This window comes from Fibrobacter sp. UWH5, assembly GCF_900142505.1.
Lineage (GTDB): Bacteria > Fibrobacterota > Fibrobacteria > Fibrobacterales > Fibrobacteraceae > Fibrobacter.
Window position 1 is genome coordinate 107381 of the sequence record NZ_FRBB01000008.1, and the last position, 24938, is coordinate 132318.

The 24938-nt window shown below is 52.5% G+C and carries 21 protein-coding genes and 1 pseudogene; 16 read left to right on the plus strand and 6 right to left on the minus strand.

Annotated features, from left to right (window positions below):
- Nucleotides 1-44 precede the first annotated feature (44 nt).
- On the plus strand, nt 45-794 hold the full coding sequence (locus BUB38_RS08720; RefSeq protein WP_073159627.1) for a Rossmann-fold NAD(P)-binding domain-containing protein: 750 nt from the start codon (nt 45-47) through the stop codon (nt 792-794).
- A 7-nt stretch (nt 795-801) separates the two neighbouring features.
- Here BUB38_RS08720 and BUB38_RS08725 read toward each other — a convergent pair whose 3' ends face one another.
- From BUB38_RS08725 to BUB38_RS08750, 6 genes are all read right to left on the minus strand, one after another.
- Nucleotides 802-1563 carry a pilin gene (locus BUB38_RS08725; RefSeq protein ID WP_073159628.1) on the minus strand — a complete coding sequence of 254 codons (762 nt, stop codon included), beginning with the start codon at nt 1561-1563 and terminating at the stop codon, nt 802-804.
- Between the two features lie 95 nt (nt 1564-1658).
- The gene (locus tag BUB38_RS08730; RefSeq protein WP_073159630.1) at nt 1659-2873 is read right to left on the minus strand and encodes an NAD(P)/FAD-dependent oxidoreductase; all 1215 of its coding nucleotides are present in this window, start codon (nt 2871-2873) and stop codon (nt 1659-1661) included.
- Nucleotides 2866-3057, minus strand: a complete 192-nt coding sequence (locus BUB38_RS08735; RefSeq protein ID WP_073159632.1) for a 4Fe-4S binding protein — start codon at nt 3055-3057, stop codon at nt 2866-2868. The genes BUB38_RS08730 and BUB38_RS08735 overlap by 8 nt, the downstream gene beginning before the upstream one ends.
- Nucleotides 3058-3185: 128 nt before the next feature.
- The gene (locus tag BUB38_RS08740) at nt 3186-4934 is read right to left on the minus strand and encodes a peptidase associated/transthyretin-like domain-containing protein (protein WP_073159634.1); all 1749 of its coding nucleotides are present in this window, start codon (nt 4932-4934) and stop codon (nt 3186-3188) included.
- Nucleotides 4935-4948: 14 nt separating this feature from the next.
- A complete protein-coding gene (locus BUB38_RS08745; protein WP_073159636.1) occupies nt 4949-5785 on the minus strand; it encodes a TIGR02147 family protein in 837 nt (278 codons plus the stop codon).
- 135 nt (nt 5786-5920) lie between these two features.
- Entirely contained in the window at nt 5921-7612 is a 1692-nt protein-coding gene (locus BUB38_RS08750) for a GGDEF domain-containing phosphodiesterase (protein ID WP_073159638.1), read from the minus strand.
- A 333-nt stretch (nt 7613-7945) separates the two neighbouring features.
- Here BUB38_RS08750 and BUB38_RS08755 point away from each other — a divergent pair.
- The 15 genes and pseudogenes from BUB38_RS08755 to BUB38_RS16335 form a co-directional block, all read left to right on the plus strand.
- Nucleotides 7946-8446 (plus strand): annotated as a pseudogene (locus BUB38_RS08755) (NADH-quinone oxidoreductase subunit B); the annotation flags it as partial.
- A 137-nt stretch (nt 8447-8583) separates the two neighbouring features.
- Complete coding sequence (locus BUB38_RS08760) at nt 8584-9186, plus strand: NADH-quinone oxidoreductase subunit C (RefSeq protein ID WP_073159642.1); 603 nt, start codon at nt 8584-8586, stop codon at nt 9184-9186.
- A complete protein-coding gene (locus BUB38_RS08765; protein WP_073159644.1) occupies nt 9183-10376 on the plus strand; it encodes an NADH-quinone oxidoreductase subunit D in 1194 nt (397 codons plus the stop codon). The genes BUB38_RS08760 and BUB38_RS08765 overlap by 4 nt, the downstream gene beginning before the upstream one ends.
- Nucleotides 10373-11437, plus strand: coding sequence for a complex I 24 kDa subunit family protein (locus tag BUB38_RS08770; RefSeq protein WP_073159646.1), 1065 nt, complete (start codon nt 10373-10375; stop codon nt 11435-11437). Before BUB38_RS08765 ends, BUB38_RS08770 begins: the two co-directional genes overlap by 4 nt.
- Nucleotides 11438-11439: 2 nt before the next feature.
- Nucleotides 11440-12747, plus strand: coding sequence for an NADH-quinone oxidoreductase subunit NuoF (gene nuoF / locus BUB38_RS08775; protein ID WP_073159648.1), 1308 nt, complete (start codon nt 11440-11442; stop codon nt 12745-12747).
- Nucleotides 12748-12751: 4 nt separating this feature from the next.
- Nucleotides 12752-14365, plus strand: coding sequence for an NADH-quinone oxidoreductase subunit G (locus BUB38_RS08780; protein ID WP_073159650.1), 1614 nt, complete (start codon nt 12752-12754; stop codon nt 14363-14365).
- Nucleotides 14365-15717 (plus strand): complex I subunit 1/NuoH family protein, encoded by a 1353-nt coding sequence (locus BUB38_RS08785; RefSeq protein WP_073159652.1) that lies wholly within the window; start codon nt 14365-14367, stop codon nt 15715-15717. The genes BUB38_RS08780 and BUB38_RS08785 overlap by 1 nt, the downstream gene beginning before the upstream one ends.
- Nucleotides 15717-16286 carry a NuoI/complex I 23 kDa subunit family protein gene (locus BUB38_RS08790; protein ID WP_249269454.1) on the plus strand — a complete coding sequence of 190 codons (570 nt, stop codon included), beginning with the start codon at nt 15717-15719 and terminating at the stop codon, nt 16284-16286. The genes BUB38_RS08785 and BUB38_RS08790 overlap by 1 nt, the downstream gene beginning before the upstream one ends.
- Nucleotides 16286-16816 carry an NADH-quinone oxidoreductase subunit J family protein gene (locus BUB38_RS08795; protein WP_073159654.1) on the plus strand — a complete coding sequence of 177 codons (531 nt, stop codon included), beginning with the start codon at nt 16286-16288 and terminating at the stop codon, nt 16814-16816. The genes BUB38_RS08790 and BUB38_RS08795 overlap by 1 nt, the downstream gene beginning before the upstream one ends.
- Nucleotides 16816-17130, plus strand: a complete 315-nt coding sequence (gene nuoK, locus BUB38_RS08800; RefSeq protein ID WP_073159656.1) for an NADH-quinone oxidoreductase subunit NuoK — start codon at nt 16816-16818, stop codon at nt 17128-17130. The genes BUB38_RS08795 and nuoK overlap by 1 nt, the downstream gene beginning before the upstream one ends.
- 6 nt (nt 17131-17136) lie before the next feature.
- Nucleotides 17137-19080 (plus strand): NADH-quinone oxidoreductase subunit L, encoded by a 1944-nt coding sequence (nuoL, locus tag BUB38_RS08805; protein WP_073159658.1) that lies wholly within the window; start codon nt 17137-17139, stop codon nt 19078-19080.
- Nucleotides 19080-20786: a complex I subunit 4 family protein gene (locus BUB38_RS08810; protein WP_073159660.1), complete on the plus strand. Its 1707-nt coding sequence runs from the start codon at nt 19080-19082 to the stop codon at nt 20784-20786. The genes nuoL and BUB38_RS08810 overlap by 1 nt, the downstream gene beginning before the upstream one ends.
- On the plus strand, nt 20786-22255 hold the full coding sequence (locus BUB38_RS08815) for an NADH-quinone oxidoreductase subunit N (RefSeq protein WP_073159662.1): 1470 nt from the start codon (nt 20786-20788) through the stop codon (nt 22253-22255). The genes BUB38_RS08810 and BUB38_RS08815 overlap by 1 nt, the downstream gene beginning before the upstream one ends.
- A 295-nt stretch (nt 22256-22550) precedes the next feature.
- Complete coding sequence (locus BUB38_RS08820; protein WP_139258358.1) at nt 22551-24389, plus strand: hypothetical protein; 1839 nt, start codon at nt 22551-22553, stop codon at nt 24387-24389.
- Between the two features lie 10 nt (nt 24390-24399).
- A complete protein-coding gene (locus BUB38_RS16335) occupies nt 24400-24552 on the plus strand; it encodes a hypothetical protein (protein WP_175547661.1) in 153 nt (50 codons plus the stop codon).
- The last annotated feature ends 386 nt before the right edge of the window (nt 24553-24938 follow it).

The window sequence follows — 24938 nt, forward strand, 5'->3', positions numbered from 1 at the left end:
TTTTTTGTTGGATAAATCACAACTAGCTTTTTTATTTTATAGCCATGAAAGTTGCAGTTCTTGGATCTACAGGCCTTATTGGTAAAAATGTGGTCGAACTTCTGTCCCGCCTAGACCAGGTTGTACGGGTTTATTGCCCTGTACGTACGATACCTGGAACAGATGGCGCGCCTGACCTTACGTCCATGGGTATTTTACAGGGTGCGTCAAAATTGGATTTTGAGGTGGTGGACTTCGGGAAACTTGCCGCAGACGGTGAAGGAAATAAGAAATTACTCGCCGGATTTTTAGGCTGTGAAGCCGTAATCTGCTGTCTGGGGACGACCATCAAACAGGCGGGATCCAAGGCGGAACAGGAACGTATCGATACCCGTTTGCCCTTGACCTGTGCGGCCATCGCCAAAAGGGCGGGGGTCAAGAACTTCCTTTGCGTTAGTGCCATGGGGGCAGATTCCCATTCCCCCTTCTTCTATAATCGACTGAAGGGTATGCTGGAAGACGGTCTGACCATGATGAACTTCGAAACACTGACCCTGGTCCGTCCGTCCTTGCTGTTGGGTAAACACAAGGACCGTCGAATCGGTGAAGAACTGATGCAGAAACTCTTTGGCAAGAATCCTATGCTGGTGCCCAGCTTCTTTAGACCGGTACACGCCGAGACGGTGGCGGCTCACCTTGTGACTTCGCTGCTGAAACCGCCCAAGGACCACGTCTGCGTTTCTGACAACGTAAAAGGCAAGCGTATCATCTATAATAGAACGCTTGCCAAGACGAAAGTGGATCAGTTGTTTTAAAATTCTTTTAGCTGCAGGATGCGTTGCCGTAGGAGGCTTTGCATTTCTCCTTGGCGTTGTCCCAGGCTTCCTTCAGACGTTCTTTCTCTTCATTAGAACAGTGGGTGCAAGAAGTGTAGGCTTTACGGGCTGCATCCAATGCTTGTTTGTCGGATGATTGATTGCCTGTATTTGTATTTGTGTTGTTGTCGGTTTTATTGTCGGTTTTGCCGTCTGCACCGTCATCTGTCTTATCGGTGAAGTTGTTATCATCGCTACCGCTAGCAGAAATTTGCGTGGCGTTCGCGCAGTCTCCGATTAGAGTGTTGCCGATTTGCCAGTTAGAGGTAAATGCGAGACAGGGCTCATAGCTGAGATTGTAGTTGAAACTGACAGAATTTTGGCTGGAAGGGGTCATCTCGATAGACCACCAGCTTCGCATACCGCATTCGTTAAGCGCAACCAGGTTGGTGGCTCCCCATCCGATAAGACTTGCGCTCAGTCCTTCCCGAGAAATCTTTTCATCGGTAATGGCTCCCTGGCTGTAGCAGAAATTTTCTGTGGAACCGTTCCCGGGGGCGATGTAGCCGATAGTTTTCCAGTTGCCTAGGGCTGAGTTTTCTGCCAGGTAGATGTCCTGGAGCTTGACGTAACCAGAGGCGGCTACGGGAACTTCACTTGCCTTGGCCTTGGCTATGGAGTTGAACAGTTTGGGGGTACCTACGGCTGCAAGAACGCCGAGGATTACGATTACCACCATAACTTCAATAAGAGTGAAACCTTTTTTCATAAAAATCCTTCTTAGTATAATAGATATAACTTAATCCATCAAAAAAGGTTCCCGCTATTGCGGAAACCTTAGTCTTTTTGACAATATTCAGGGGTTTAGGCCTTGAATTTGGTAAACTTGTAGAGATATTTGGCTGTCTGGATGGGAGTTTTCAGGAAGGCGGACTTCTTGTAGCCGCTCAAGGCGAAGCCCTGCAGCACCTTGTAGAGCCCAACCTGGTCTTCGCGGTTCAGTTCCAGCAGGAATCTGCGGAACTTGTATTCGAAGTCGTGCATCTTGCCAAAGTAGTCGTAGCAGCGCTTTTCGTAAGTCTTCAGGAACTGCTTGGAAAGATTGTCTTCCTTGAATGCTTCAACCACGGTCTGGGCGCAGAATCGGCCCGCGCGCATTGCTGCCGCAATGCCGCCGCCCGTAAGCGGATTGGTATGATGGGCGGCGTCGCCCACCAGGGCGAAGCGGTCCAGGGTATAGTCCTTCAAGACGCTGGAAACGGGAATCACGCCGCCGACCACATGGTCAATTTCTGCGCCGGGGAACAGCTTGTGCAGCCATTCCAGGGTTACGTCGTAAATGGTTTCGTTCTTGTGGGGAATCAGGAAGCCTGCGCCAAACTTGGTCATGTTGGACTTCTGCTTGGGGAAGCTCCAGATGTAACCGTCATTGATAAAATCATGGCCCTGCCAGAAGGTCAGGTAGTCGGGGCGGGTCAGCATACCCTTCACATGGAAGTCGATACCGTTGCAAGTCATGCCCGGCTTCTGGATGCAGTCCAGTCCGACCATGCGGCCGATACGGCTTTCGACACCGTCGGCGGCAATGACCATCTTGGCCAAAATTTCCTGAGTGGATTCGGCGGTGACAGATCCGTCGCCGTTGCCCTTGCCCAACACGACACGGACCCTGCGGTAGCCGTCATTGCCTGCGGATTCAACGTCGCTTACAAATTCAGCGCGGGCGCAGGTAACAACTTCGGCACCGTCGTCGGCTGCAAGTTTGGCCAGCCACGGGTCAAACTTTTCGCGGTTCAGCATGATGCCAGTAGCCGGCTTGGGCACTTCGATGTTCACGCCGTTGGGGCCGTAGATATAAAGACCGTTGATAATGGTTTCGATGCAGTCTTCGTCGATGGGGCCGTAAGTCTGCAGGTCCTTCATGCTGGTGCTGGCTTCACCGCAGCGTACAGGGTAGCCGATGCGTTCACGCTTTTCAAGGAGCAAGGTCTTGAGGCCTGCCTTGGCTACATTGCGGGCGGCTACAGAACCACCGGGGCCTGCGCCAATCACCACTACGTCATACTTGTTATCAAGCATTGTCCACCTCCATGATCTTGAGGGCTCCTACGGGGCAGGTGTTGGTGCAAAGTCCGCAGCGGACGCACTTTTCGTAATCGATCTGCAAATCCAGACCGTACATGTCTAGGGCCATCTTGGAGCATACGCCGACGCAGCCGGCGCACTTCAAGCACTTGGTCTTGTCGTGGACGAGTTTCTTCATAAGGTTTAATATAAAAACTTTAAAGCCGATTTTGTGGGCGAAGTATTTTTGGCGGTGGCTATCAAATAAAAAGATCGCTTGCCACCGCCTTTTTTGCAAAGCATTTCTTTCAATGCCGTCCCCGAAACCTACTTTTGCAGTTCCTGGAAGGCGATGAGCCAGGCTTTGAGACGGTTCCAATTGTTGTCGCGTTCTTGTTTGATGCCTTCATCTATCTTGAACACGACAAAGTCTCTCAATTTTGCATCTCCAATGACGATTGGGGAACTATTGATCCACGATCCAAAATGGTCGTTGACTTTTAGATCTGTGTCACGGATTATTTTGCCGTCAACAGCGATGGTCAAGTGTACTCCCACAAAAGCGATGGAGTAGATGTGCTCGCCTCCGTCTAGGATTGCTGCCTTTCCGTAAATTGTCGTGTCCGTAACGGAGCCGTCAAGGCCGCTATAGATTCGTGAGCAGATGCTCTTGGGGTCTGTTTCGCATTGCCCGATTTCATAGCCGATAGTCAACTTTTTTTCGTCACTGATACTATCAAGAACGCTGATGAACGCAGATTCGTAATTTTCGTTGCTTCCGTCAACCTTTATCTTGAAGCTATATCCGATATTCTTGCGCTCATAGTGGCCTTTGTCAATGACGGTGTCCTGTGCAGAACTTTGGGCGACAAATATATTGGAGGAAATCCCTAAATCGGATGCATCAACAATATTGTAGGTCGCTGTATCTTGTGCATTTAAGTTGATTTCTGCCCAATAGCGGTTTTCTCTCCCGTTGCTTTCGATGAACGTTGATTTTGAAATACTGTTCCCGTTGACCAAAATGGGGACGCTTATATCCTTGTCGAAGGAATATTGCGCCAGAACTTTATCTAGAGTCTTGTTGCTGAAGGAATCAAGCAATGCCAGTGCGGTTTCAGGAATAACGAATGACAAGGAATTTGAGGGCTCCTTGGTGATGACAGGAATGCTCAAGGACTTGCAAATGGCGTTGGTGTATTCCGATGATGTTCCTGCCGCATTCGTGACGTATGTGCAGAGGTTCTGGTAAATGCCTTCGGGGATGTTTTCCATGAGGAAACTTCCCGCAGTCAACTCATCTTCGGTAAGAACATGGCAAGCATTGGAAAAGTCCAGACAGACTTTATCGCTTGCCGAGAAATCGTTCTTGTTGAATTGAATTTCCAGGTTTGTAGTCTTGCGGATTTCTTGCGGTTTGATTTCTAGGTATTTGCCATCGTCGTCAGAAATTCGCTCAGCATTCTTCAGGTCCAGCTTGCTGTAGCTTGCGAGGGAATCATTTTCTGATCCGATCATGAGGGCGTAGCGAATATAAACGACGGCCTGGCCCTTTTCGTTCCTCTCAAAACTTTCGTCGATGGGATCAATGTTAAGGTAGGTCGCTTTGTAAACGACATCGTCAAAAACGAAATTTCCGTTATTGTCTGTAGAAGTTTCTCTTACGGATGTTTCGTGGCTTAGGCCATTTCCGACATCATAGTCTCCTTCAATTCTCTTTAAGAGGACGCGGGTGTTTTTCAGCGGATTGCCGTCAGTGTCTACAGCAGAGCCCTTTACCCTTGCCTGGGCGTAATCTCGGATGAAGGAAATGCATGCAAGCTCTGTTCCATACTCGGCATCTTGCAATGAGGCGTTTTTCCTTAAGGAGTTTGGAATGCTGGTGCTGCAACCATCTACGTTTACAATCTTGTCGCCGTTTTCGTCAATGGTTGCCGTCTGTCCGGATTCAGTCTCGGTCAAAACGCCTGCGGTATCGGTTCCGTTGTCGGAACAGCCCATGACACTTGCTGAGCACAATGCAGCGATGCTCATGCTTGCAACGAAACCACGAATCTTTCGTAATTCGTAATTCATAATTCGTAATTTCATTACTTGCCCTCCGGATCCAGGTTAGAAAACAGGTGTAAGTTCAGTTGATAGACGCTGTCGGCCTTGGCCTTGTCTTCGCCGATGATGCGTCGTGCCTTGGCCTTGAATTCCTGCACGGCGGCTTCCAGGTCCTTGTAGGCTTCGCTTGAAATGCTGAAGGTCATGGTACTCATGACAGTGGGGGACTTGGGCGGCGTAATCAGGGCCTGCTTGGAAAGTTCAAAGCATTGCAACTGATACTGCTTGATCAGTTCCGCGTTGTTGTAAGGTCCGCTGGAAATGGACTCCCGGGTGGGTTTCCAGAAACCTTCCTCGTTCTTGCGGGCGAGACCCAGACGCTGCAAAAGTTCCAGGCTGTCGCTCAACTTGCCCAGGGGAACCTTTGGGAAAATTCGTTTCTGCACTGGGGCCATATCGTCGCCCACATCCATGGCGTCCAGAATGGCGAACAGGGCGCTATGATACCAGTGGTTGTAATATTCGTAGGCGTCTGTGTTGATGATGTGCTGCGGGTTGGGGTGTTGACGCAGCAGTTCTTCCATGGCGGCCTTGCGGATGGTGTCGTTCTTGGCCTGATCCACCTGGACCATGGTCTCGAAGTATCTTGCTTCTTTCTTTTCGAGGCCCAGGACTTCGATGAACTTGGTCACCATGCGGGGGCTAACTTTCTTGCCTCTGAGAACATCGGCGAAGTAGCTGCGGCTCTTTTCCATGCCCAGCAGGTTGCAAATTTCGGTGCGGGTAAAACCGGGCTCCTGCTGTGCGCGGGCGGCCTGGTATTCTTCTAGATACTTGCGAAAGTGCGTAAACTGATAGATGTCAACAAATTTTTCCACAACTATAATATAGCATAAAATATTTAAAACATGAGAAAGTTTTTGAGAACATGTGCCGAGGCGCACAAATAAAAAAGCCCCCGATAATCGGGGACCCTTATAAAAGTCAGACGGAATTGTCTTCGTTAACCCTTATTAGTACATCTTTTCGCCGGTAAGGCGCTTCTCGAAGTCGTCACGGCTCAGAGGCTTGTCGAAGAGGAATCCCTGTACGTGGCGGCAGTTCACGTCGTGGAGGAACTTGGCCTGTTCTTCGTTTTCCACGCCTTCGGCAATGACTTCCTTGTCCATTTCCTTGGCCATGTTGACCACGTTCTTCAGCACGATTTCGTCCTGGGAACCGGCCTTTCCGATGTTGTCCAACAGGGATTTGTCCAGCTTGACCACGTTGAAGTCGAAGTTCTTGATGACATTCAGGGTGGAATATCCGGTGCCGAAATCGTCGATGGAAACGGAAATTCCGTGGCTGCGCATGGCGCCAATGAACTTCTGCATGGCTACGAAATCATCATAGTCGGACACTTCGGTCAGTTCCACTTCCAAGTACTTGCTTTCGACTTCGTACTTGTTCATGATGGCGAAGAAATCTTCCGAGAAATTGGGGTTCTTCAGGTGCAACTTGGAGAAGTTCACTGAAGTACGGACCGGTTCGATGCCGGAGTTTACCCACTTACGGATGTCGCTGCAGACGCATTCAAATACGTAGAAATCCAGCTGACAGACGGTTCCTTCACGTTCCAGGATGGGCAGGAAATCTGCAGGGGGGACTACAGTCCTGTGGCGGAGCCAGCGGACCAGCGCTTCGGAACCGCACAACTGCTTGGTAATCAGGTCGACCTTGGGCTGATAATAGACCATGAATTCCTTGCTCTTGAGGGCGTTCTGGAATTCGCTGGAAATTTCTCTCTGGTGCAGGGCGTCGACCAGCATTTCGTTGTTGAAACGGATAATGTCGGTGGTCTTGACGTTCTTGGCGGTATTCAGGGCGATGGAACTGCAGTTCATCAGTTCGGAAACGGTGTCCTGTTCGCGAACCACGTAGACGCCCATACGGGCAGAAATCTTGAAATTGAGGGGCTTGGGCCCCTGGCTCAGGGTGACATCCAGGCAAGAGAATTTCTTGATAATCTCTTCGGTATGTTCGTTTCGGACCAGGAAGAAGAAATTGTCGCCACCGAGACGGGATATGATTTCATCGGGGCCGAGAACTGCCTTGGCGGCGTTCACGTAGGCCTTCATGGCGATATCGCCGACCTGGGGACTCATAGACTTGTTAATGTACTTAAAATTCTTCAGGTTGGTGAAGATGCCCGTGTGTCCGACGAAATTCTTCTGGCTGATCAGTCTGCCCACGAAATTCATGAGGCCGGGCTGGTTGTCGGCACCGGTCATGTAGTCGATTGTCCTGGCGCGTTCTGCCATGCCCATGAGGCGGGCGCGTCCGCCCAAGATGAAACAGTCGTAGCAGATGAGCTGCAAAGCATCCCTTTCCTGATCTGTAAAGTTATGTCCGTCAACGGGATGGGCGTTAAAAGTAAAAGTGCCGCTTTCGGCTGTAGACATCACTTCGGCGATGTCTGAGCAGGTCGGGAGGGTGGGGAGCTTTTCCTTGTCATGGTAAATGAGCATTTTACCGTCGACGCCGGACTGGGCGAAGGTGGAAACCGGGGCTATAAGGCCACACTCCATGAAACCGACGTTCAGAGCCCTTGCGATGGGCTCGATCATGCGGGATATCTGCGATAAAAGGACCTCAGGGGCAGTAATGGGGCTGAGAAGTCCTTCCCTAAACCTCTTGTATTCGTCGCTGCAAAGCCTAAAGTCCATAATTTTCCTCAAAAAGAGCTAATCGGTTGTATGTCTTAAAGACAAAACCGAGCCAAATTTAAAAATCCGCGGTGCTTAGTGCAAGCAAAAATTGAGCAAAACCATCGGGACCGTGTTAAATGTTGTTTTTTATCACACATACTAATATATACCTAAAAAGAAGGATAAAAGTCAAATTTTACGTTTGTTTGTAAAAAATATTGGGCTGGTGGTGGAATTTTGACGGTTTAAGTGCCGTATAGGGGTGTTTTGGAGGGCTCCGGGGGCATGGGGACTTTGGGGTGTCCCCAAAAATTTCTACCTTTGCGCCGGCATTTAATGAGGTAAGCTCCTATGAAAAATGAGGCAGATAAGCCGAATTTCATTACGTCCTCCCTTGACTTCCTGGTCAACTGGGGCCGTACTAATTCTCTGTGGCCGTTCCCCTATGGTACGGCTTGCTGTGCAATCGAATTCATGAGTACGGAAGTGGGTCGTTATGACCTTTCCCGTATCGGTTCTGAATATGTGCGTTTTACGCCGCGTCAGTCCGATGTGCTGCTTGTGTCAGGTACTATTACATACAAGCAGGCTCCGATCCTGCAGCGCATGTACGAACAGATGGCAGAACCCAAGTGGGTGATCGCCATGGGCGCCTGCGCAAGCTCCGGCGGTTTCTATGACTGCTACTGCACCGTTCCGGGTATCGACCATATCATCCCCGTCGACGTCTATATCGGTGGCTGCCCCAGCCGTCCCGAAGCATTCTTCGACGCCATGTTCGACCTGCAGAACAAGATCAAGGACGAATCCTTCATGAAGCAGCGTGCGGAACGCGTCAAGGATCAGCTTGAAATGATCAAGGTGAAGACCGCCGAATGCAAGGCCGAGGCTAAGGCCATGGCTGCCGAAAAGGTCTCCGCCGCCAAGGATTTCCTGGTCGAAAAAGAACAGAAACTTATTAAGAAAGCACAGTTCTGGAAGGAGTAAAAATGGATTTTGCTGAAAAGACCGTTTCCCTCCTGGAAGAGAAGTTCGGCGGCAAGCGCGAACCTCTGGCCAAGTGGGACGCCTGTGTGGTGATTCCTAAGGAATACCTCCACAATGCAGTGGAGTTCCTGAAGAACGATAGTTCTACCCAGTTGGATATGCTGCTGGACGAAGCCGGCATCGACTATCTGACTTACCCCAATCACGAAGGTCCTCGCTTTGCAGTGAGCTACAGCTTCAAGAGCACCAAGGTTGCCGGTCGTCGCATCCGTCTTAAGGTGCTGGTCAGCGAAGCCGACCTGAAGGTCCCCACCATCACCGACCTGTACAAGAGCGCTGATTGGCTGGAACGCGAAGTCTTCGACCAGTTCGGAATTGTGTTCGAAGGTCACCCGGACCTCCGCCGCCTGTTGAACCATGTTGAATTTGTGGGCAATCCTCTCCGTAAGGATTACCCGGCCCAGAAGCGCCAGTGGCTTTCCACTAGCGACTACCTGATGCCCGAACTTGAAAAGCGCCTTGAATCCAAGGGTTACAAGGTGATCGAACGCTCCGAGGAAATCAATCCTGTGGACGAAGAATATCTTGAAGGGAGCAGAAAATGATCGTATTAGATCCGAATGGCGAAAAGCTGAGCCTCATGTCCCTGAACGTGGGTCCCACTCATCCGGCTACCCACCACTGCGTACGCTTGCTTACCGCTCTCGACGGCGAAACTATCGTTGCCGGCGTTAGCGAAATTGGCTTTATGCACCGCGGTTTCGAAAAGATGGTTGAACGCGGCACCTGGCAGCAGGTGATTCCCTACACTGACCGTCTGAACTACTGTTCTGCAATGATGAACAACATTGCGTTCTGCCGTGCCGTCGAAAATATGTTCGGCATTGAAATTCCTGAACGCAACAAGGTTCTCCGCGTTATTGTGAACGAATTAAGCCGAATCAACGACCACTTCATTTGCGTGGCCGCTGCATTCCAGGACTTGGGTGGTACCACTCCGTTCATGTACGCATTTAACCCCCGCGAAGAAATCATGTTGATTTGGGAAAAGCTCACTGGCGCTCGTCTGACCAATAGCTTTGCCCGTATCGGTGGTCTGTATCGCGACACCTATAGCGGTTTCGAAGGTGATGTCCTGGCAGCCTGCAACTCTGTTGAAAAGGCTCTCAAGGATCTTCACGCCTGCTTGGACCGTAACCGTATCTTCCTGGATCGTACCGTTGGCGTTGCCAAGATTTCCAAGGAAGACGCTATCAGCTACGGCTGGACCGGCCCCGTGCTCCGTGCTACCGGCGTAGAAAGCGACCTGCGTAAGGATGAACCTTACTACGATTACGAAACCTATGACTGGGACGTTGTGGTTGGCACCAATGGTGACGCAAACGACCGTCTCCAGGTTCGTCTCTACGAAATCGAAGAATCCGTTAAGATTGTACGTCAGGCTCTGAAGCGTCTCGCTCCGGGTCCTGTTGACATTGTCGATCCTCGTATTCGCGTGCCGTCTCACAAGATGGCTTACCAGGATATGGAAGGCCTCATCGGCCGTTTCAAGAGCGTTTACGAAGGCATCCGCGTGCCCGAGGGCGAATACTACTGCGGTAGTGAATGCGCTAACGGCGAACTTGGCTTCACCATCATTGCCGATGGTTCCGGCCACCCGTACCGCATCAAGGTTCGTTCCCCCAGTCTCGCTCACGTTTCCGCTTTCAACTTCCTGGTTGAAGGTCTTACCTTGGCCGACTCTATGGCTACCTTGCCTGGCCTCAACATGATTGCAGGAGAACTTGACCGATGAGTGAACATATTAAAGGTGCAGTTCATTTTGTTGCAAACAACAATCTGAAGTTCGATCGTCCGGAACAGCCTATTGGTGCTATGCCGGATCCGGCACAGATCTTTGGCCACGTGAACAAGATTCAGGAACAGCCCAATCCCAAGGAAGTGCTGGAAAAGCTCTCCACTTCCGAAATCAAGGAACGTTGCGCTGACTTGCTGAGCCGTTACCCTGAAGGACAGGGCGCACTTCTCGAAGTGCTGTGGCTTGTGCAGGGCGTGTTCGGCTGGGTTCCCACCGAAGGTATCCGCTGGGCTGCTAACGTTTGCGGTTGCGCTCCGGCTCATGCTCTTGGCGTTGCCACTTTCTATACCATGTATAACCATGCTCCCAAGGGCAAGTTCATGTTGCAGTTCTGCCGCAACATCAGCTGCGCTATCAAGGGTGCACAGCCCCTCATCAAGTACATCGAGAATAAGCTTGGCATCAAGTCCGGCGAAACCACTTCCGATGGCCTCTTCACCATTCTCCAGGTGGAATGCCTGGGCTCTTGCGGCAACGGCCCCATGATGCTGGTGAACGATGACTTCGCTACCGACGTTGTTGACGGTCAGCTGAAGATGAAGCGCGGCACTACTCTCACTGAAGAAAGCATTGACCGTATCGTCGAATGGTGCAAGGCTCATGCAGACAACGTTCCCAAGCACGACGTGCTGGGCGGTGTTGTTAAGGGTCATTGCGGTCATCCGGGCGCTCCTGGCGCAACTGCCAAGCCCCAGGTCAATGACTATGCTCCTCCCAGCCCCGTTCTCTGCGTCAAGGCTGAAGCCGATGCAGCTGGCGCTACCCTCACTTGGAAGGGTGCTCCGGAATTCACCAAGATCGTGGTTGAAAAGAAGTCTGGCAATGATTGGGTCGTCGTTGGCGAACCCGGCGTTAAGGACAAGGCTTTCGTGGATGCCGCTGGTAAGGTTGGCGATGAATATCGCATGATCGCTACCTCTGGCGAACGCGTGGCTAAGCCTTCCGCTGTTGCTGTTACCACTCAAAAGCCGGAACCGGTTGAAGAGAAGAAGGTATAATTATGGCAGAATGCGTAAAAGTTTGTACTGAAAACTTCGGCAAGGGCGCCCAGGACATTGAAGTCTACAAGAAGCTGGGCGGCTACGAAAATATTTCCGAACGCTTGTTCAATATGAGCCAGTTCGAGCTCATCGACTACGTGCAGCGCACCAATCTGCGTGGCCGTGGCGGTGCAGGCTTCCCCACCGGTATGAAGTGGAGCTTCGTGCCCCGCGGAACCGGCAAGCCCGTGTACATCGTGGTGAACGCTGACGAAGGCGAAGGCGGTACCTTCAAGGATCACTTCCTCATGTTGGAAGATCCCCACCGTCTTATCGAAGGCCTTATCATCGCCGCCTGGGCTCTGGGTTCCCGTGCAGCATACATCTACTGCCGTGGCGAATTCCTGCCCTGCATCGAAAGCCTCAACAAGGCTCTGAACCAGGCTTATGCCGCTGGCTACCTTGGCGAAAATATCTGCGGAACCAAGTTCAGCTTCGATATCTTCGTACATCGCGGTGCTGGCGCCTACATTTGCGGTGAAGAAACCGCACTCATTAACTCTCTCGAAGGCCAGAAGGGTCAGCCCCGCCTGAAGCCGCCTTTCCCGGCTGTTAGCGGTGCATGGAAGAGCCCCACCTGCGTGAACAACGTAGAAACCATTATGGCTCTCCCCTGGATCCTGAAGCACGACCCCAGCGAATACGCCAAGATGGGTACTCCCCGTGCAGGTGGTACCAAGGTGTTCTGCATTTCCGGTGACGTCAAGAATCCGGGCGTGTACGAAGCTCCTCTGGGCACTCCCATGATGACCATGATCAACGAATATGCCGGTGGCGTGGTCGGTGGCAAGCTGAAGGCTGTGCTGCCCGGTGGTTCTTCTTGCGCTCCTCTAACTGCAGAAGAAGCTGCGGTTGCAACCATGGATTACGAATGCCTGGCTTCCATGAAGACCATGTTCGGTTCCGGTGCTATGATCGTCATTAACGACACTCATAACATGGTTGACCTGTTGAATGTATTGGGTAATTTCTACAGCCACGAATCCTGTGGCCAGTGCACCCCGTGCCGCGAAGGTACCGGTCTTCTGCACCGCATGCTGAATCAGATCGTTGCTGGCAACGGTCACGACGGCGATGTGGAACTGATGCAGAGCCTTACCGGTGGTTTCGGTGGCGTGACCATTTGTCCGCTGTCCATCTCTCTGGGCGGCCCTGTAGCTTCCTACAGCACAAAGTTCCGCGCCGACTTCGACGAATACATTGCAAAGAACCCGGACCACGCAAAGCCGCGTGTCCAAGAAACCGCACGTCCTGGAATTTTCTGGTAATAATATGAGTAACTACTATAACATGCCGAAACTCCCGACCGAAAACAGCCCGAAGGTTGAAATCTTCGTGGATGACAAGGCCGTGATGGTTCCTGGCGATACTAACCTCCTCGAAGCCCTGAAGGCTGTCGGGATTGAAACTCCGCACGTCTGTTACCATCCGTATCTGCCGGTTTCCGGTAACTGCCGTCAGTGCCTGGTTGAACAGGAAGGCCCCCGTGGTCGTATGCTGGTCATCTCCTGCTATACTCCTGTCGCTCCGGGTATGAAGATTTATACTCCTGCTTCCTCTGCTCGCGTCAAGAACGCTCGCAAGGCAACTCAGGAATTCATGCTGGTGAACCATCCGCTGGATTGCCCTATCTGCGATAAGGCTGGCGAATGCACCCTGCAGGAAAACTACATGGAATGCGGTCAGAACGAAGGCCGTCTCCGTCCGGAATATGGTAAGAACTACCACGGCAATCCGGCTCACCAGTTCGTTGACGCCAAGGGCCAGGTCCGTGGCGGTAAGCACGTGGATATCGGTCCCCGAATCCTTCTCGACGAAGAACGCTGCGTACAGTGCGACCGTTGTGTCCGCTTCATGCGTTCTGTGGCCAAGGATGAACAGCTGCAGCTTGCAGGCCGTGCCGACCACACTTACATCACCACGTTCCCCGGCGAAAAGCTGGACCACGAATATGACCTCTGCGTCACTGACGTGTGCCCCACCGGTGCAATGACTGCCAAGTACTTCCGTTTCCAGAAGCGCGTATGGCTCCTGAGCCACACCCCGACCATCTCCATGGATGACTCCCTGGGCGCAAACATCTGGATCGACCATGCCGACGGTAAGATCTACCGCGTCATGCCCCGCTGCAATCCGGAAGTGAACCGCAGCTGGCTCTCTAACACCAGCCGTATGGCATTCCAGAACTTTAACAAGAACCGTCTCCCCGCAATCGGTGGCGTCAAGGTCATCAAGGAAGCTCTCGCTTCTGCAACTGGCAAGATCGCTCTCGTTGCCGGTGGCGAATGCACCATTGAAGACTTGGCTGCTCTCCGCATGCTGAAGGAATCCCTGGGTGACCGTGCCGATATCTTCGGCGGTTCTCTCAAGATCAAGTCCGAACCCGATGGCATCGCCAAGAGCGGAGACCCCATGGCAAACCGCGCCGGCTTCAAGCTCCTTGGCCTTGCCGACGACAATCTGTGGGATCTGGCTCAGAACGTTTCCAACTACTCCGTGCTGGTCTGCGTGAACAACAACATTGTTGGCGATGGCAACAAGTCCATGGACGTAATCGAAAAGATTCCGACCCGCATCGTTCTTTCCGCTTTCAATGACGAAACTGCAAACATGGCTACCCTTGCTTACGGTATCAGGCACTGGAGCGAAGTCCAGGGCACCATGGTGAACTCTCTCAACATTCTCCAGAAGTTGAACGCAGCTCCCACTTGCCCCGATGCAGAACTGAGACCCGCTTACGAAGTTCTCTCTGAACTGGCTGGCAACACCTTCACCTGTGCATACGACGCTTTCAAGAAGGCTGCCGAATACGCCCCGGCTCTCGCCGGCCTCGCTTACGACAGCATCAAGAGCACTGGCCTTCATCTTGAAGGAGGTAACGCATAATGGATATTATTGAATCCAAATCCTGGGTTGAATGGCTGATCACGATTGCGAAGTTCGCCTTCTGCTTCGTGCCGGTCCTTTACATCCTCCTGTTGATTCCTATGGAACGCCGTGGCGCCGGCTTTATGCAGGACCGTCAGGGCCCCAACCGTTCCTACATCAAGATCCCGTACTTCGGCAAGATCCGCTTGCTGGGTTACGTGCAGAACATGTGCGACGGTACCAAGCTGTTCTTCAAGGAAATGTTCGCTCCCAAGGGCGCAAGCAAGTTCCTGTACTACGTGGCTCCGGCAATCCCGTTTGCCATCGTGTTCCTGTCTCCCTGCGTCATTCCCTGGTTCGGACCTCTGGTTTTCGAATGGGGTGGCAAGGTCGTGACGATCAGCGGTTCCATCCTTGATACCGAAGTGGGCATCTTGCTCCTGTTCGGTTTCTCTTCTCTGTCTGCATTCGGTGCTGTCCTGGCTGGTTGGGCTTCCAAGTCCAAGTACAGCTACCTGGGCTCCCTCCGTACTTCTGCAATGACCATTAGCTACGAAGTCTGCCAGGGCCTTTCCATGATGGGCCTCCTGGTGCTCGCAGGCTCCTTCAGCCTCACCGACATCGTTAGCTGGCAGGAACACCACGTCTGGGGTATCGTTGCCCAGCCGGTGGCTTTCTTCTGCTTCCTCATTGCAACTATCGCCGAAACTGGCCGTGCTCCCTTCGACGTTGCCGAAGGTGAACCGGAATTGGTTGCTGGTTACCACACTGAATACGGTGCAATGCAGTTCGGTATGTTCTACATGGGCGAATACGCTCATATCTGCATCGCTTCCTTCCTGGTGGCAACCCTCTTCCTGGGTGGCTACTCTGTACCGTTCGTTACTACCGAAACCATGCAGGCTCACATGGGCGGCTCCCTGGCCATCCTCTGCTGGGTGCTTGCATTCCTCGGCCTCGCATTCCTCCACATGATGCACCGCTACTCCAAGAAGCTCCGCGCTTCTTCCCAGAGCAACAAGATGGTGATCCTGCAGGAATACAAGCTGTACAAGCTGGTTGCCGGTATTGCTACCGTCGTGTTCATCGCTGCCGGTGTCGCTTCCTGGATGTTCTACACTCCGGAAATCGCACATACCGCCGCTGGCGTCAACACCATCGGTACTGCTCTCGGTACTGCTGTTATCCACCTGCTGGTTCTCGTCGTCAAGAGCGTGTTCTTCTGCTGGGTCTGGATTTGGGTCCGTTGGACTCTGCCCCGCTTCCGCTATGACCATGTGATGAACCTCGGTTGGAAGATTATCCTTAACATCGCTATCCTGAACCTCGTTGTGACCGCAGTTGTCGCAAAGCTCGTTGGAGGTAACTAATGGCTCGCGTTATTAAACAGAAACCCATGACCGTCATCGAACGCCTCTACATTTTCGAGGCTATGCGCGGTCTGTGGACCACCCTTAAGCATGCTGCCCGTGGTTTGTTCCGCTACGAAGAACTTCCCACTATTTCCTACCCGGAAGGCCAGCCCGAAGTTCGCAACACCTATCGCGCCAAGCATCGCTTGATGCTCCGCCCCGATGGCACTCCCCGTTGCGTTGCTTGCGGCATGTGCGCTGCAGCTTGCCCTGCTCACTGTATCTTTATCGAAGCAACCCAGTCTGACGATCCCCGTATCGAAAAGCGCGTCATGCGTTTTGACATCGACCACCTGGTTTGCGTGTTCTGCGGCCTTTGCGCCGAAGCCTGCCCGGTAGATGCTCTCCGCATGGATACCAAGCAGATCGTTTTTGAACATCGCAACCGCGAAGATTTCGTGGCACACCTGGCCGATCTCATCGAATGGGATCCGAAGGATTACCCCGAAGACGCACAGAGCCAGATGGCTCCGGGCGGTACCAAGAACGCCGAGGCCCGCAAGGTCTGGGGAATGGAGGTTAAGTAATGCTCGCCCTGATTTACTTCATTGTCCTTGGAATTATCGCAATTGGCTCTGCCGTTTGCGTGCTCCTTTCCAAGCATCCGCTCTACGGAGCTCTTTCCCTGGTTCTTACCATGCTCTCCCTGGCCGGTATCTACGGCCTGCTGGGTAGCCCCTTCATGGGCGTTGTCCAGATCATGGTTTACGCAGGCGCAATCATCATGTTGCTCACCTTCGTGATCATGGTGCTGAACGCCGGTAAGGACAGCAAGACTCCCATGTTCGACAAGGTTTCCCTGTTCGTGATTCCGGCCGTGATCGTTCTCGCCGGTCTCGTGGGCTTTGCCCTGGTTCGTGCTCCCATCGTCTTCGATGCTACCACCCTCCGCGGCTCTGTAAAGCTCACCTCCGAAACACTGTTTAACGTAGCTCAGGAAGGCCCCGGCTACTTCGTCCTGTTCGAAGTCCTCGGTCTGTTGCTCCTTTCTTCCATGGGTGCCGCTGTGCTCATGGCCAAGAAGCGCCTTGGCTCTGAAATCGAGGAGGAAAAGTAATGGAACTCCAAGCTATGTATGTTCAGATTTTGGCCCTGGTGATTTTCGCCATCGGCCTTATCGTGGCCATTTCCCGCAGAAACATCTTCTTCGTGCTCATGGGTGTTGAACTCGCCCTGAACGCCGTGAACCTGTCTTTCGTGGGCTTTGCCAAGACCCTGCCTGCCGAAATGAGCGTTGCAGGCCAGATCGTGCCGCTGTTCGCAATTGCTGTTGCAGCTGCCGAAGCTTGCGTGGGCCTTGCCATGGTCATCATGATCTTCCGTAACCGCGAGAGCGTTGATTCCAACGACTTCTCTAACTTGAAGGGGTAATAATCAATGACTAATTTACCGCTTTGGTTTATTCCGCTCTTCCCGCTCATCGGTACCATCCTTTTGGGTACCATCGCCGTGATTTCTTCCGGCAGCAAGAAGGGCCCTTCCGAAGGTTTCGTTGGCGCGCTGGCCGTGTTGTTCCCGGCTCTCGCTTTCGCTAGCGTTGTCCTGCTGGCTTTCGGCATGCCCGAAACCGGCATCCGTCAGACCCTCTGCAACTGGATCGACGTCCCCATGCTCAAGGTGGACATCGGATTCCTGTTTGACGGTCTGTCCCGCATCATGCTGCTGTTCGTCACTGGCATCGGCTCCCTGATTGCGCTGTACTCCATCGGTTACATGCACGGCGACCGTGGCTTTGCCCGCTTCTTCGCCTACATCAACCTGTTCCTGTTCAGCATGATCGTGCTGGTCCTTTCCGACAGCCTGCTCCTGACCTTCCTGGGTTGGGAAGGTGTGGGTCTCTGCTCTTACCTGCTGATCGGTTTCTGGAACCACGACGTGAACAACTGCAAGGCTGCAAACAAGGCCTTCATCGTGAACCGCGTGGGTGACATCGGCTTCCTCCTGGGTATGCTGGTGCTCTGCACTATCGGCGGCTCCGCCATCCTCAACTACGATCAGCTGGCTGCATTCATCCAGATGGTCGTTTCCGGTGGCCACGTTGAAATCGTCATTCCGTTCCTGTCTCTCGCCGGTATCTGCTTCTTCGTAGGCTGCACCGGTAAGTCCGCCCAGATTCCTCTTCTCACTTGGTTGCCCGATGCAATGGCTGGTCCGACCCCGGTTTCCGCCCTCATCCATGCTGCAACCATGGTGACCTCTGGCGTGTATCTGCTTGCCCGTCTCGGTTCTATGTTTGCCATGCTCCCCACCGTGCTTGATATCATTACCGTTGTCGGTATGCTCACTGCATTCTGGGCAGCTGTGGCTGGCCTCTTCCAGAACGACATCAAGAAGGTGCTGGCATACTCCACTATCTCTCAGCTGGGCTACATGTTCATGGCTGCAGGTGTGGCTGCATTCGATGCTTCCATCTTCCACGTCTTTACCCACGCCTTCTTCAAGGCAGCCCTGTTCCTCGGTGCCGGTGCCGTGATTCACGCCCTGGCTGGCGAACAGGATATGCGCAAGATGGGTGGCCTGGTCAAGAAGGTTCCCGTTACCGCATGCGTCATGATCTTTGCATTCCTGGCCATTATCGGTATCCCGGGCTTCGCTGGCTTCTGGTCTAAGGACCTGATCCTGGAACGTCTCTACATGAGCGGTCCCATGGGCCCCTACTACTATGCAGTTGGCCTCCTCACTGCTGTTATTACCGCAGTCTACATGGGCCGTCTGATCATCCTGACCTTCTTCGGTTCCTATCGCGGTTCCAAGGAAAGCGAACATCACATTCACGAAGCTCCGGCTTGCATGCTGATCCCCATGGTGATTCTCGCCGTTGGCGCAGTGTTCTCCGGTTATATGTGGGCAGATTCCATCGGCCTTACCTTCTTCCGTGATATGCTTGCTCCTGTTGTTGGTGCTGCACAGCTCTCCGTGGCTCACTCCGAAGCCCACGTGAACCCCATGGTGTTCGCCGGTCTCGGCACTGCCGCTGCTGTTCTCGGTCTCGTGATTGCCTGGGCCAAGTTCGGCAAGGCTCGCATTCCTGAAGCCAAGGGCTCTTCTGCTCCTACCGGCAAGATGGCTACCTGGACCTTCCTCTTCGATATCATTCACGGTTGGTTCATCTGCCTTACCAATGTTGTTGCCTGGATTATCGAAAACTGCGTGGATAAGCTGGTTCAGTTTGTCCAGTGGCTGGTAGCCGGCATTGTTGAAATCCTGGGTGATGGCGTTGCCTCCTTCCAGGTTCGCAAGGTTCGCCTGCAGCTCGCTCTTAGCGTTGCCGGTGTTGTAGCCCTTGTGCTCGTTGTTCTTCTGACCGGAGGTATGATCTAATGCTTCTGCATCTCCTCGTCTTGGCTCCGTTCGTTGCCGCTATCCTCATGGTGGCAACCTCCAAGGAAGATCCCAAGTCTTCTTCCCGCCTGGCTTTCCTCTTCGGCCTTGCCTTTGTGGGCATGTCCGTCGCTCTGATCGCCGGTGGCAACCAGGCTACCGAAGCTGTGGAATGGTTCCGCATTCCTGGCGCAAAGGGCCCGGTTTACTACTACCTGTACAGCCATGGTCTGGGCGCCTGGATGACGCTCCTTTCCACTGGTCTTTCCCTGGTGGCTCTCATCACTGCTCGTAACACTACCTGCAAGAACTACCGCAACTTCGCAATCGGCATCTTCGCCTTGATGGGCGCCATGAACGGCACCTTCCTGGCCGCCGACGCAGTGCTGTTCTTCTTCTTCTTCGAAGCAATGGTGATCCCCGCCGCAATCCTTATCGCCGGTTTCGGTGGCAAGGATCGCGTCAAGGCTGCTATGACCTTCGCCATCTACACCCTGGTGGGCTCCGCTCCCATGATGGTGGCTCTGTGGTACGTGCTGACCAAGGCTGACAATTCCCTGCTCCTTTCTCTGGCCCTGGCTATCCAGAACATGGATCCCGCCGTCCAGACCTCTATCCTCGTTTGCTTCCTCCTGGCCTTCATGGTGAAGACTCCGATCTTCCCGTTCCACGGCTGGCAGGCAATTTCCTACTCCGAAGCTCCCGCTCCGCTCTCTGCAATCCTTACCGGTGCAATGAGTAAGGCTGGCGTCTTTGGTTTCATTGCCTGGATCCTCCCGATTTTCCCGCTTTCTATGACTGCTGTCAGCACCATGATGTGGCTGGGCCTCGTGACTGCCGTTTACGGCGCTCTCATGGCTCTCCGCGCCAAGGATGCCAAGAAACTTCTGGCCTTCAGCTCCATGGGTCACCTCGGCCTGGCTGTTGCCGGTGTCTTTAGCCTTTCCGAAGCTATGCTCCCCGCAGTGCTGGTGCTCCTGGTGGCACACGGCCTCTCCGCAGGCGCACAGTTCCTTCTGATGGGCATTGGCGAACGTATGACTGGAACTCGCGAACTGGATAAGCTTGGCGGTCTTGCCCGCAAGACTCCGGTGTTCGGCACCCTGTTCGGCTTTGTGGCTGTGATGGCCCTGGCTGTTCCTGGTACTGCAGGCTTCGTCGGCGAATTCACCGTGCTCCTGTCCCTCTGGGATATGGGCCCGCTCCCCGCACTGGTTGCTGGTCTCACCATCATCCTCTCTGCCGCTTACATGCTCCGCTTCGTCCAGAAGGTGATCTTCGGTGAACAGAAGTGCGAAGTGACCGGCACCCAGATGACCGCCCTGGAAGGTTCTTCCATCGGTATCATGGCCGCCCTGCTCCTGGTGTTCGGTATGCATCCCGCATTCATCACCAACGCTCTGCACCTCTTCGACGAACAGGCTGTGGAACAGATGGCTAAGCTCTCCGGCAACGCCCAGCAGATCGAAGAAACTGCCGAAAACGAAGCAGTTCCCGCCGCTGAAGCTGCCGCCTCCGCCGAAGACGAAAATATCGCAAGCGTTGCCCAGCCCATGACCGAAGAAGACTTCCGTCAGCTGGATTCTAACCTGGCCGCCAACGGTTTCAGCGAAGAAGAACGCGCATCTCTCATCAAGCAGCTCCGCGAAATGGATGTCGACACCGCCGCCGCTTCCGAAGCCGCTGTTGAAGGAGGTAACAACTAATGAGTAACATGATCATTCTCTTGCCGGTTATCCTGGTTGCCGTTGGCGCCCTGATTTCCTTGGCTGCAGAACCCTTCATCAAGGACGAGAACAAGCATAAGATCCTTCCCTGGGTCGCTTCCGCATTCGCCCTGTTCGCAGCCGGTGCCTACGCCCTGGTCACTACCGATACCTTCTACGGCCTCTATGCCATGGATCCGGCCCGCCGCCTCCTGGGCGTTGCCATTGTGCTCTGCGCCTTCCTGGGTATCGCTGGCCTCCAGTGGACCCTGGGCCACGAAAAGTTCAAGGGTGGCGAAGCTTACGCCCTCCTGATGCTTGCTACTACTGGTGCCCTGCTCATGACTCAGGCCATCGACTATGTGGCCCTGTTCCTGGGCATGGAACTGGCTAGCTTCCCGATCTACGCCCTGGTGGGTATTCGCCGCAAGGATGCAAACGCTAACGAAGGTGCCTTCAAGTACTTCGTTTCCGGTTCCATCTTCAGCGCCATCTTCCTCTACGGTGTGGCTATGGTTTACGGTGCTACCGGTACTACCAGCTTCAATTCCGCCATTCTCCCGGGTCGCGAAAGCATCTACGGCATTGGCGTGTTCATGACCGTGATTGGCCTCCTGTTCAAGGCTGGTGCCGCTCCTGTCCACTTCTGGGTGGCTGACGTCTACACCGGTGCTTCCGTTGCAGTGACCGGCTTCATGGCTGCAGTTGTTAAGGTTGGCGCTCTCGCCGCCCTGGCTTCTGTATGGCTCGGCATCCTGGTGACCAAGGCTGGCTCCGCAGCCGCCTGGAACCTTGCTGAACAGGTGACCATCGGTTCCCAGTCCAAGGGCCTCTATTATGTGGTTGTTATCGTGGCTCTGCTTTCCATGGTGTTCGGTGCCTTCGGCGGTCTCGCCCAGAAGTCCATCCGTCGCATCTTGGCTTACTCCGCCGTGATGAACGCCGGCTTTATCGTAATCGGCCTGCTGCTGCCTAACTACGCTGCAAACGGTACCGTTCAGATGGGCCCCATGTTCTACTTCCTGGTGACCTACGCCGTTGCATCTGCTGGCGCCCTCACCGGTATTGCCTACCTGTCTGGCCGTGACGACCGCAACGAAACTCTGGAAGCAATCCAGGGCCGCGGCCGCAAGCGTCCCTTCGTTGCTCTGGGCGTGACTGTCTGCTTGGCAAGCCTGGCTGGCCTTCCGCCGGTTGCTGGTTTCCTGGCCAAGTTCACTCTGTTCACCGACGCATTCTCCGCTGGTATGGGCTGGCTCGCAGCCGTGGCCTTCGGCCTCTCCCTGGTGGCTGCCGTGTTCTACCTGCGTATCGCCTTCGTCCTCTTCATGCCCCTCAAGCCTGAATGCGAATGCAAGTGCGTATGCGCCAAGAGCGCACCCTTCAGCTACCTGCTGAAGTTTGCAGTGACCGTTGCCGCTATCGCCCTCCTGGTGGTCGGCGTGATCCCCGGCATCGCCCTGATCTAATCAGTTACAGGACGTCATTCCTGAACTGACCCAAAGTCATCCTGAACTTGTTTCAGGATCCTAAACTTCAAAAACGCCTCGTAGGAATCCCCTACGGGGTGTTTTTTTTGTTTATAAGCGGATTTTATAAAGTACTTGAATGAATTCGCCTTCTGAACATTTTGGGGGTTCGTGTGTGACAAGGAACAAAAAATGGGGGGGGAAGCGGAAAAGGAACGTCTGATTTTGTAAGAAAATTAGTGACAATAATGCAATGAAAATTTATCTTTTGTCGCTGAGAAAGATCAAGGTTTGTATGAAAAAGATAATCTATGCTATGACTTTTGCCGGCATCTGCGCTGTAGGCGCTAATGCTTTGACGACCGTGAATGGTTGCTACCAGATCGGTACCTATGATGAACTGAAGGAATTTGCTATCAAGGTGAATGGTGGTGAACATAGTGCTTGTGGCAAGTTGACTGCCGATATTACTGCAAACAGCAATGTGCTGAGCGATGACATGAAAAATACAAAGTCGGTGCCTAGCAATGTATGGACCCCAATACAGAAATTCACGGGTATTCTGGATGGTGCCAACCATACCATTTTCGGCTTGTATTACAAGGCATCCTCCAATGCTGGTCTTATCCAGTCTGTGGAAAACGGAACTGCTCTGATTAAGAATCTGAAGATTAGGGACTCCTATATCGCTGCTGATACTTACGCTGGTGGTTTTGTTGCACAGGTGAAGGGATCAGGTAAGGTCTATTTGGATAGTTGTTCCTTTATTGGTCTAGTTGCGTCCAATTCAACGAGTGGATCTGGTGATGGTTATCTTGCTGAAATGGTTGGTTTTATTGCTAGTAAAGGAAATGCTGTTATCACAAATAGCTTTGTTGAAGGCTGTGTGTATCCTAAAAGGACAAGTAGAAATCTTGGTGGTTTTGTCGCCTATATTCAAAGTGGTGCTAGCTTGACATTGTATAATGATTATAGTACGGCTTACGTCATGAATGATGGTTTGATTTCTGGTAACTGGTATAACAATAATATCCTTGTAGGAAAAAATGACGGTGGTACGATTACTGCCAGTAATGTTGGTTGTAAGTCTTCGTCTATTGTTGGGATTGGAGAAACCTGTAATGATGTTGTAAAGGCTAATGTTGTCGTTAAATCCAACGAATCCGACGTTCATTCCGTCATCAACGATTACGATCAGTCCAATATTGTCGCACTCTACGTTGCTGATGAAGATGCTTTCACGAAGATGTACTCCGTTGACAATGACTACGTAGGAACCGTAGCTATCTCCTACGAAGACGGCAAGGTTGTTGCAACGTTTGATGACAAGGCTACAACTTTCAATCTTCCGTACGACCTCAAGGTCGACAAGGTTGTCTTCAACCGCAAGTTCACAAACACCAAGTCTTCTACAATCGCTCTGCCTTTCAGCGCAAGTACGTCTGTAATTGCTGGTGCTGAATTCTACACTATTACGGGCGTCACACCGAGAGATCAGTCTAATGAGAATTCTCGTGATACCGTTGTTGGAAATGGTGTTACCTCCGTTGAAGCTTATGTACCTTACCTTGTAAAGCCTACCGGTAATGATGGTTCTTTCGCTGTTTCTGGTGCCGTAACCCTGAAGAAGACTCCCGCCTCCCAAAACACTACTGTTGGTGATTGGTCTTTCATCACTGCTCTTGAAAAGAAGGTCTGGCGCCGTGCTGACGAAGAAAAGGGCCTTGCAGCTCTCAATGAAGGTGAAATTGGCCGCATCTATGGCTTTGCTGGTGCTGAGTCCGATGGCTTTGTTCCCGGCAACTTTGTTCGTGTAGAAAAGGCAAACATCATGCCTATGCGCGCTTACTTGAAGTATACAGGTAATCTTGGAGAATGCGGTAACGCTCTTTGCAAGGCTTCTCCTGTAGTTCTTTCTGACTCCATGGTGGTTCGCCTCAATTCTATAAAGACCGTTGATCCTTCTGTTGGTGGCGAAGTGACTGACCCGGAAGAAGAAACCACTTCCATTGTCAAGCCGTTTGTGGCTCCTGTTGCAGAAAAGGCTAACCGTTGGTACGATCTCTCTGGCCGCCTCAACAAGAAACCTTCCAATCGTGGTTCCTTCTACAGCAAGCAAGCAATCGTCAAGTAAGGAGTGAAAAATGAATATTAACGAAAATATCGAAAAGAAAGAATACGTCGCTCCTCAAATGACCGTTTTGAAGATGGACGGTGTTGCGACTCCGCTCTGTTGTTCTGATAATTGCGGTTATGGTTCCCAGTCGCATAATGATGAAGGTGAATCCCTGGATTAACTTTCGTTCTATCGATACGAGAACGTTCTTGTAACACTCTAGTCGAAGCAGAACAAATACAGCATTAAAAAATCCCGCAGCCTGCGGGATTTTTTTATCTGTAAATAAAACTTCCCTCAAAAAAGTGGATCTTTTCTCTCCGTGAATTCTGGCAAAAGTCTCCTGTAAAATGCATAATAAGCAGCCGACAATTGACAAAGCCCTGTAAACCGCGCTCGACAGAGCAACTTCAATTGACAAAGCACTGTAAACCGCACCCCTCCGGTGTCCACGACCTGTTCGGGGGATCTCCTTTGTTCGTGCTAAAAAATTTTACAATCATTTTTCAAAAAATCGGGATCCATTCCCCGCAAAAAAGCGTGTATAGGATTGGTGGCGATTTTGCC

Coding starts and splice junctions, on each gene's coding strand:
- BUB38_RS08770 (WP_073159646.1), top strand. CDS start 10,373: ATGAGTGAACATATTAAAGGTGCAGTTCATTTTGTTGCAAACAACAAT.
- BUB38_RS08730 (WP_073159630.1), bottom strand. CDS start 2,873: ATGCTTGATAACAAGTATGACGTAGTGGTGATTGGCGCAGGCCCCGGT.
- nuoF (WP_073159648.1), top strand. CDS start 11,440: ATGGCAGAATGCGTAAAAGTTTGTACTGAAAACTTCGGCAAGGGCGCC.
- BUB38_RS08735 (WP_073159632.1), bottom strand. CDS start 3,057: ATGAAGAAACTCGTCCACGACAAGACCAAGTGCTTGAAGTGCGCCGGC.
- BUB38_RS08795 (WP_073159654.1), top strand. CDS start 16,286: ATGCTCGCCCTGATTTACTTCATTGTCCTTGGAATTATCGCAATTGGC.
- BUB38_RS08790 (WP_249269454.1), top strand. CDS start 15,717: ATGGCTCGCGTTATTAAACAGAAACCCATGACCGTCATCGAACGCCTC.
- BUB38_RS08720 (WP_073159627.1), top strand. CDS start 45: ATGAAAGTTGCAGTTCTTGGATCTACAGGCCTTATTGGTAAAAATGTG.
- BUB38_RS08750 (WP_073159638.1), bottom strand. CDS start 7,612: ATGGACTTTAGGCTTTGCAGCGACGAATACAAGAGGTTTAGGGAAGGA.
- BUB38_RS08820 (WP_139258358.1), top strand. CDS start 22,551: ATGAAAAAGATAATCTATGCTATGACTTTTGCCGGCATCTGCGCTGTA.
- BUB38_RS08780 (WP_073159650.1), top strand. CDS start 12,752: ATGAGTAACTACTATAACATGCCGAAACTCCCGACCGAAAACAGCCCG.
- BUB38_RS08815 (WP_073159662.1), top strand. CDS start 20,786: ATGAGTAACATGATCATTCTCTTGCCGGTTATCCTGGTTGCCGTTGGC.
- BUB38_RS08740 (WP_073159634.1), bottom strand. CDS start 4,934: ATGAATTACGAATTACGAAAGATTCGTGGTTTCGTTGCAAGCATGAGC.
- BUB38_RS08785 (WP_073159652.1), top strand. CDS start 14,365: ATGGATATTATTGAATCCAAATCCTGGGTTGAATGGCTGATCACGATT.
- BUB38_RS08810 (WP_073159660.1), top strand. CDS start 19,080: ATGCTTCTGCATCTCCTCGTCTTGGCTCCGTTCGTTGCCGCTATCCTC.
- nuoL (WP_073159658.1), top strand. CDS start 17,137: ATGACTAATTTACCGCTTTGGTTTATTCCGCTCTTCCCGCTCATCGGT.
- BUB38_RS16335 (WP_175547661.1), top strand. CDS start 24,400: ATGAATATTAACGAAAATATCGAAAAGAAAGAATACGTCGCTCCTCAA.
- BUB38_RS08725 (WP_073159628.1), bottom strand. CDS start 1,563: ATGAAAAAAGGTTTCACTCTTATTGAAGTTATGGTGGTAATCGTAATC.
- BUB38_RS08765 (WP_073159644.1), top strand. CDS start 9,183: ATGATCGTATTAGATCCGAATGGCGAAAAGCTGAGCCTCATGTCCCTG.
- nuoK (WP_073159656.1), top strand. CDS start 16,816: ATGGAACTCCAAGCTATGTATGTTCAGATTTTGGCCCTGGTGATTTTC.
- BUB38_RS08760 (WP_073159642.1), top strand. CDS start 8,584: ATGGATTTTGCTGAAAAGACCGTTTCCCTCCTGGAAGAGAAGTTCGGC.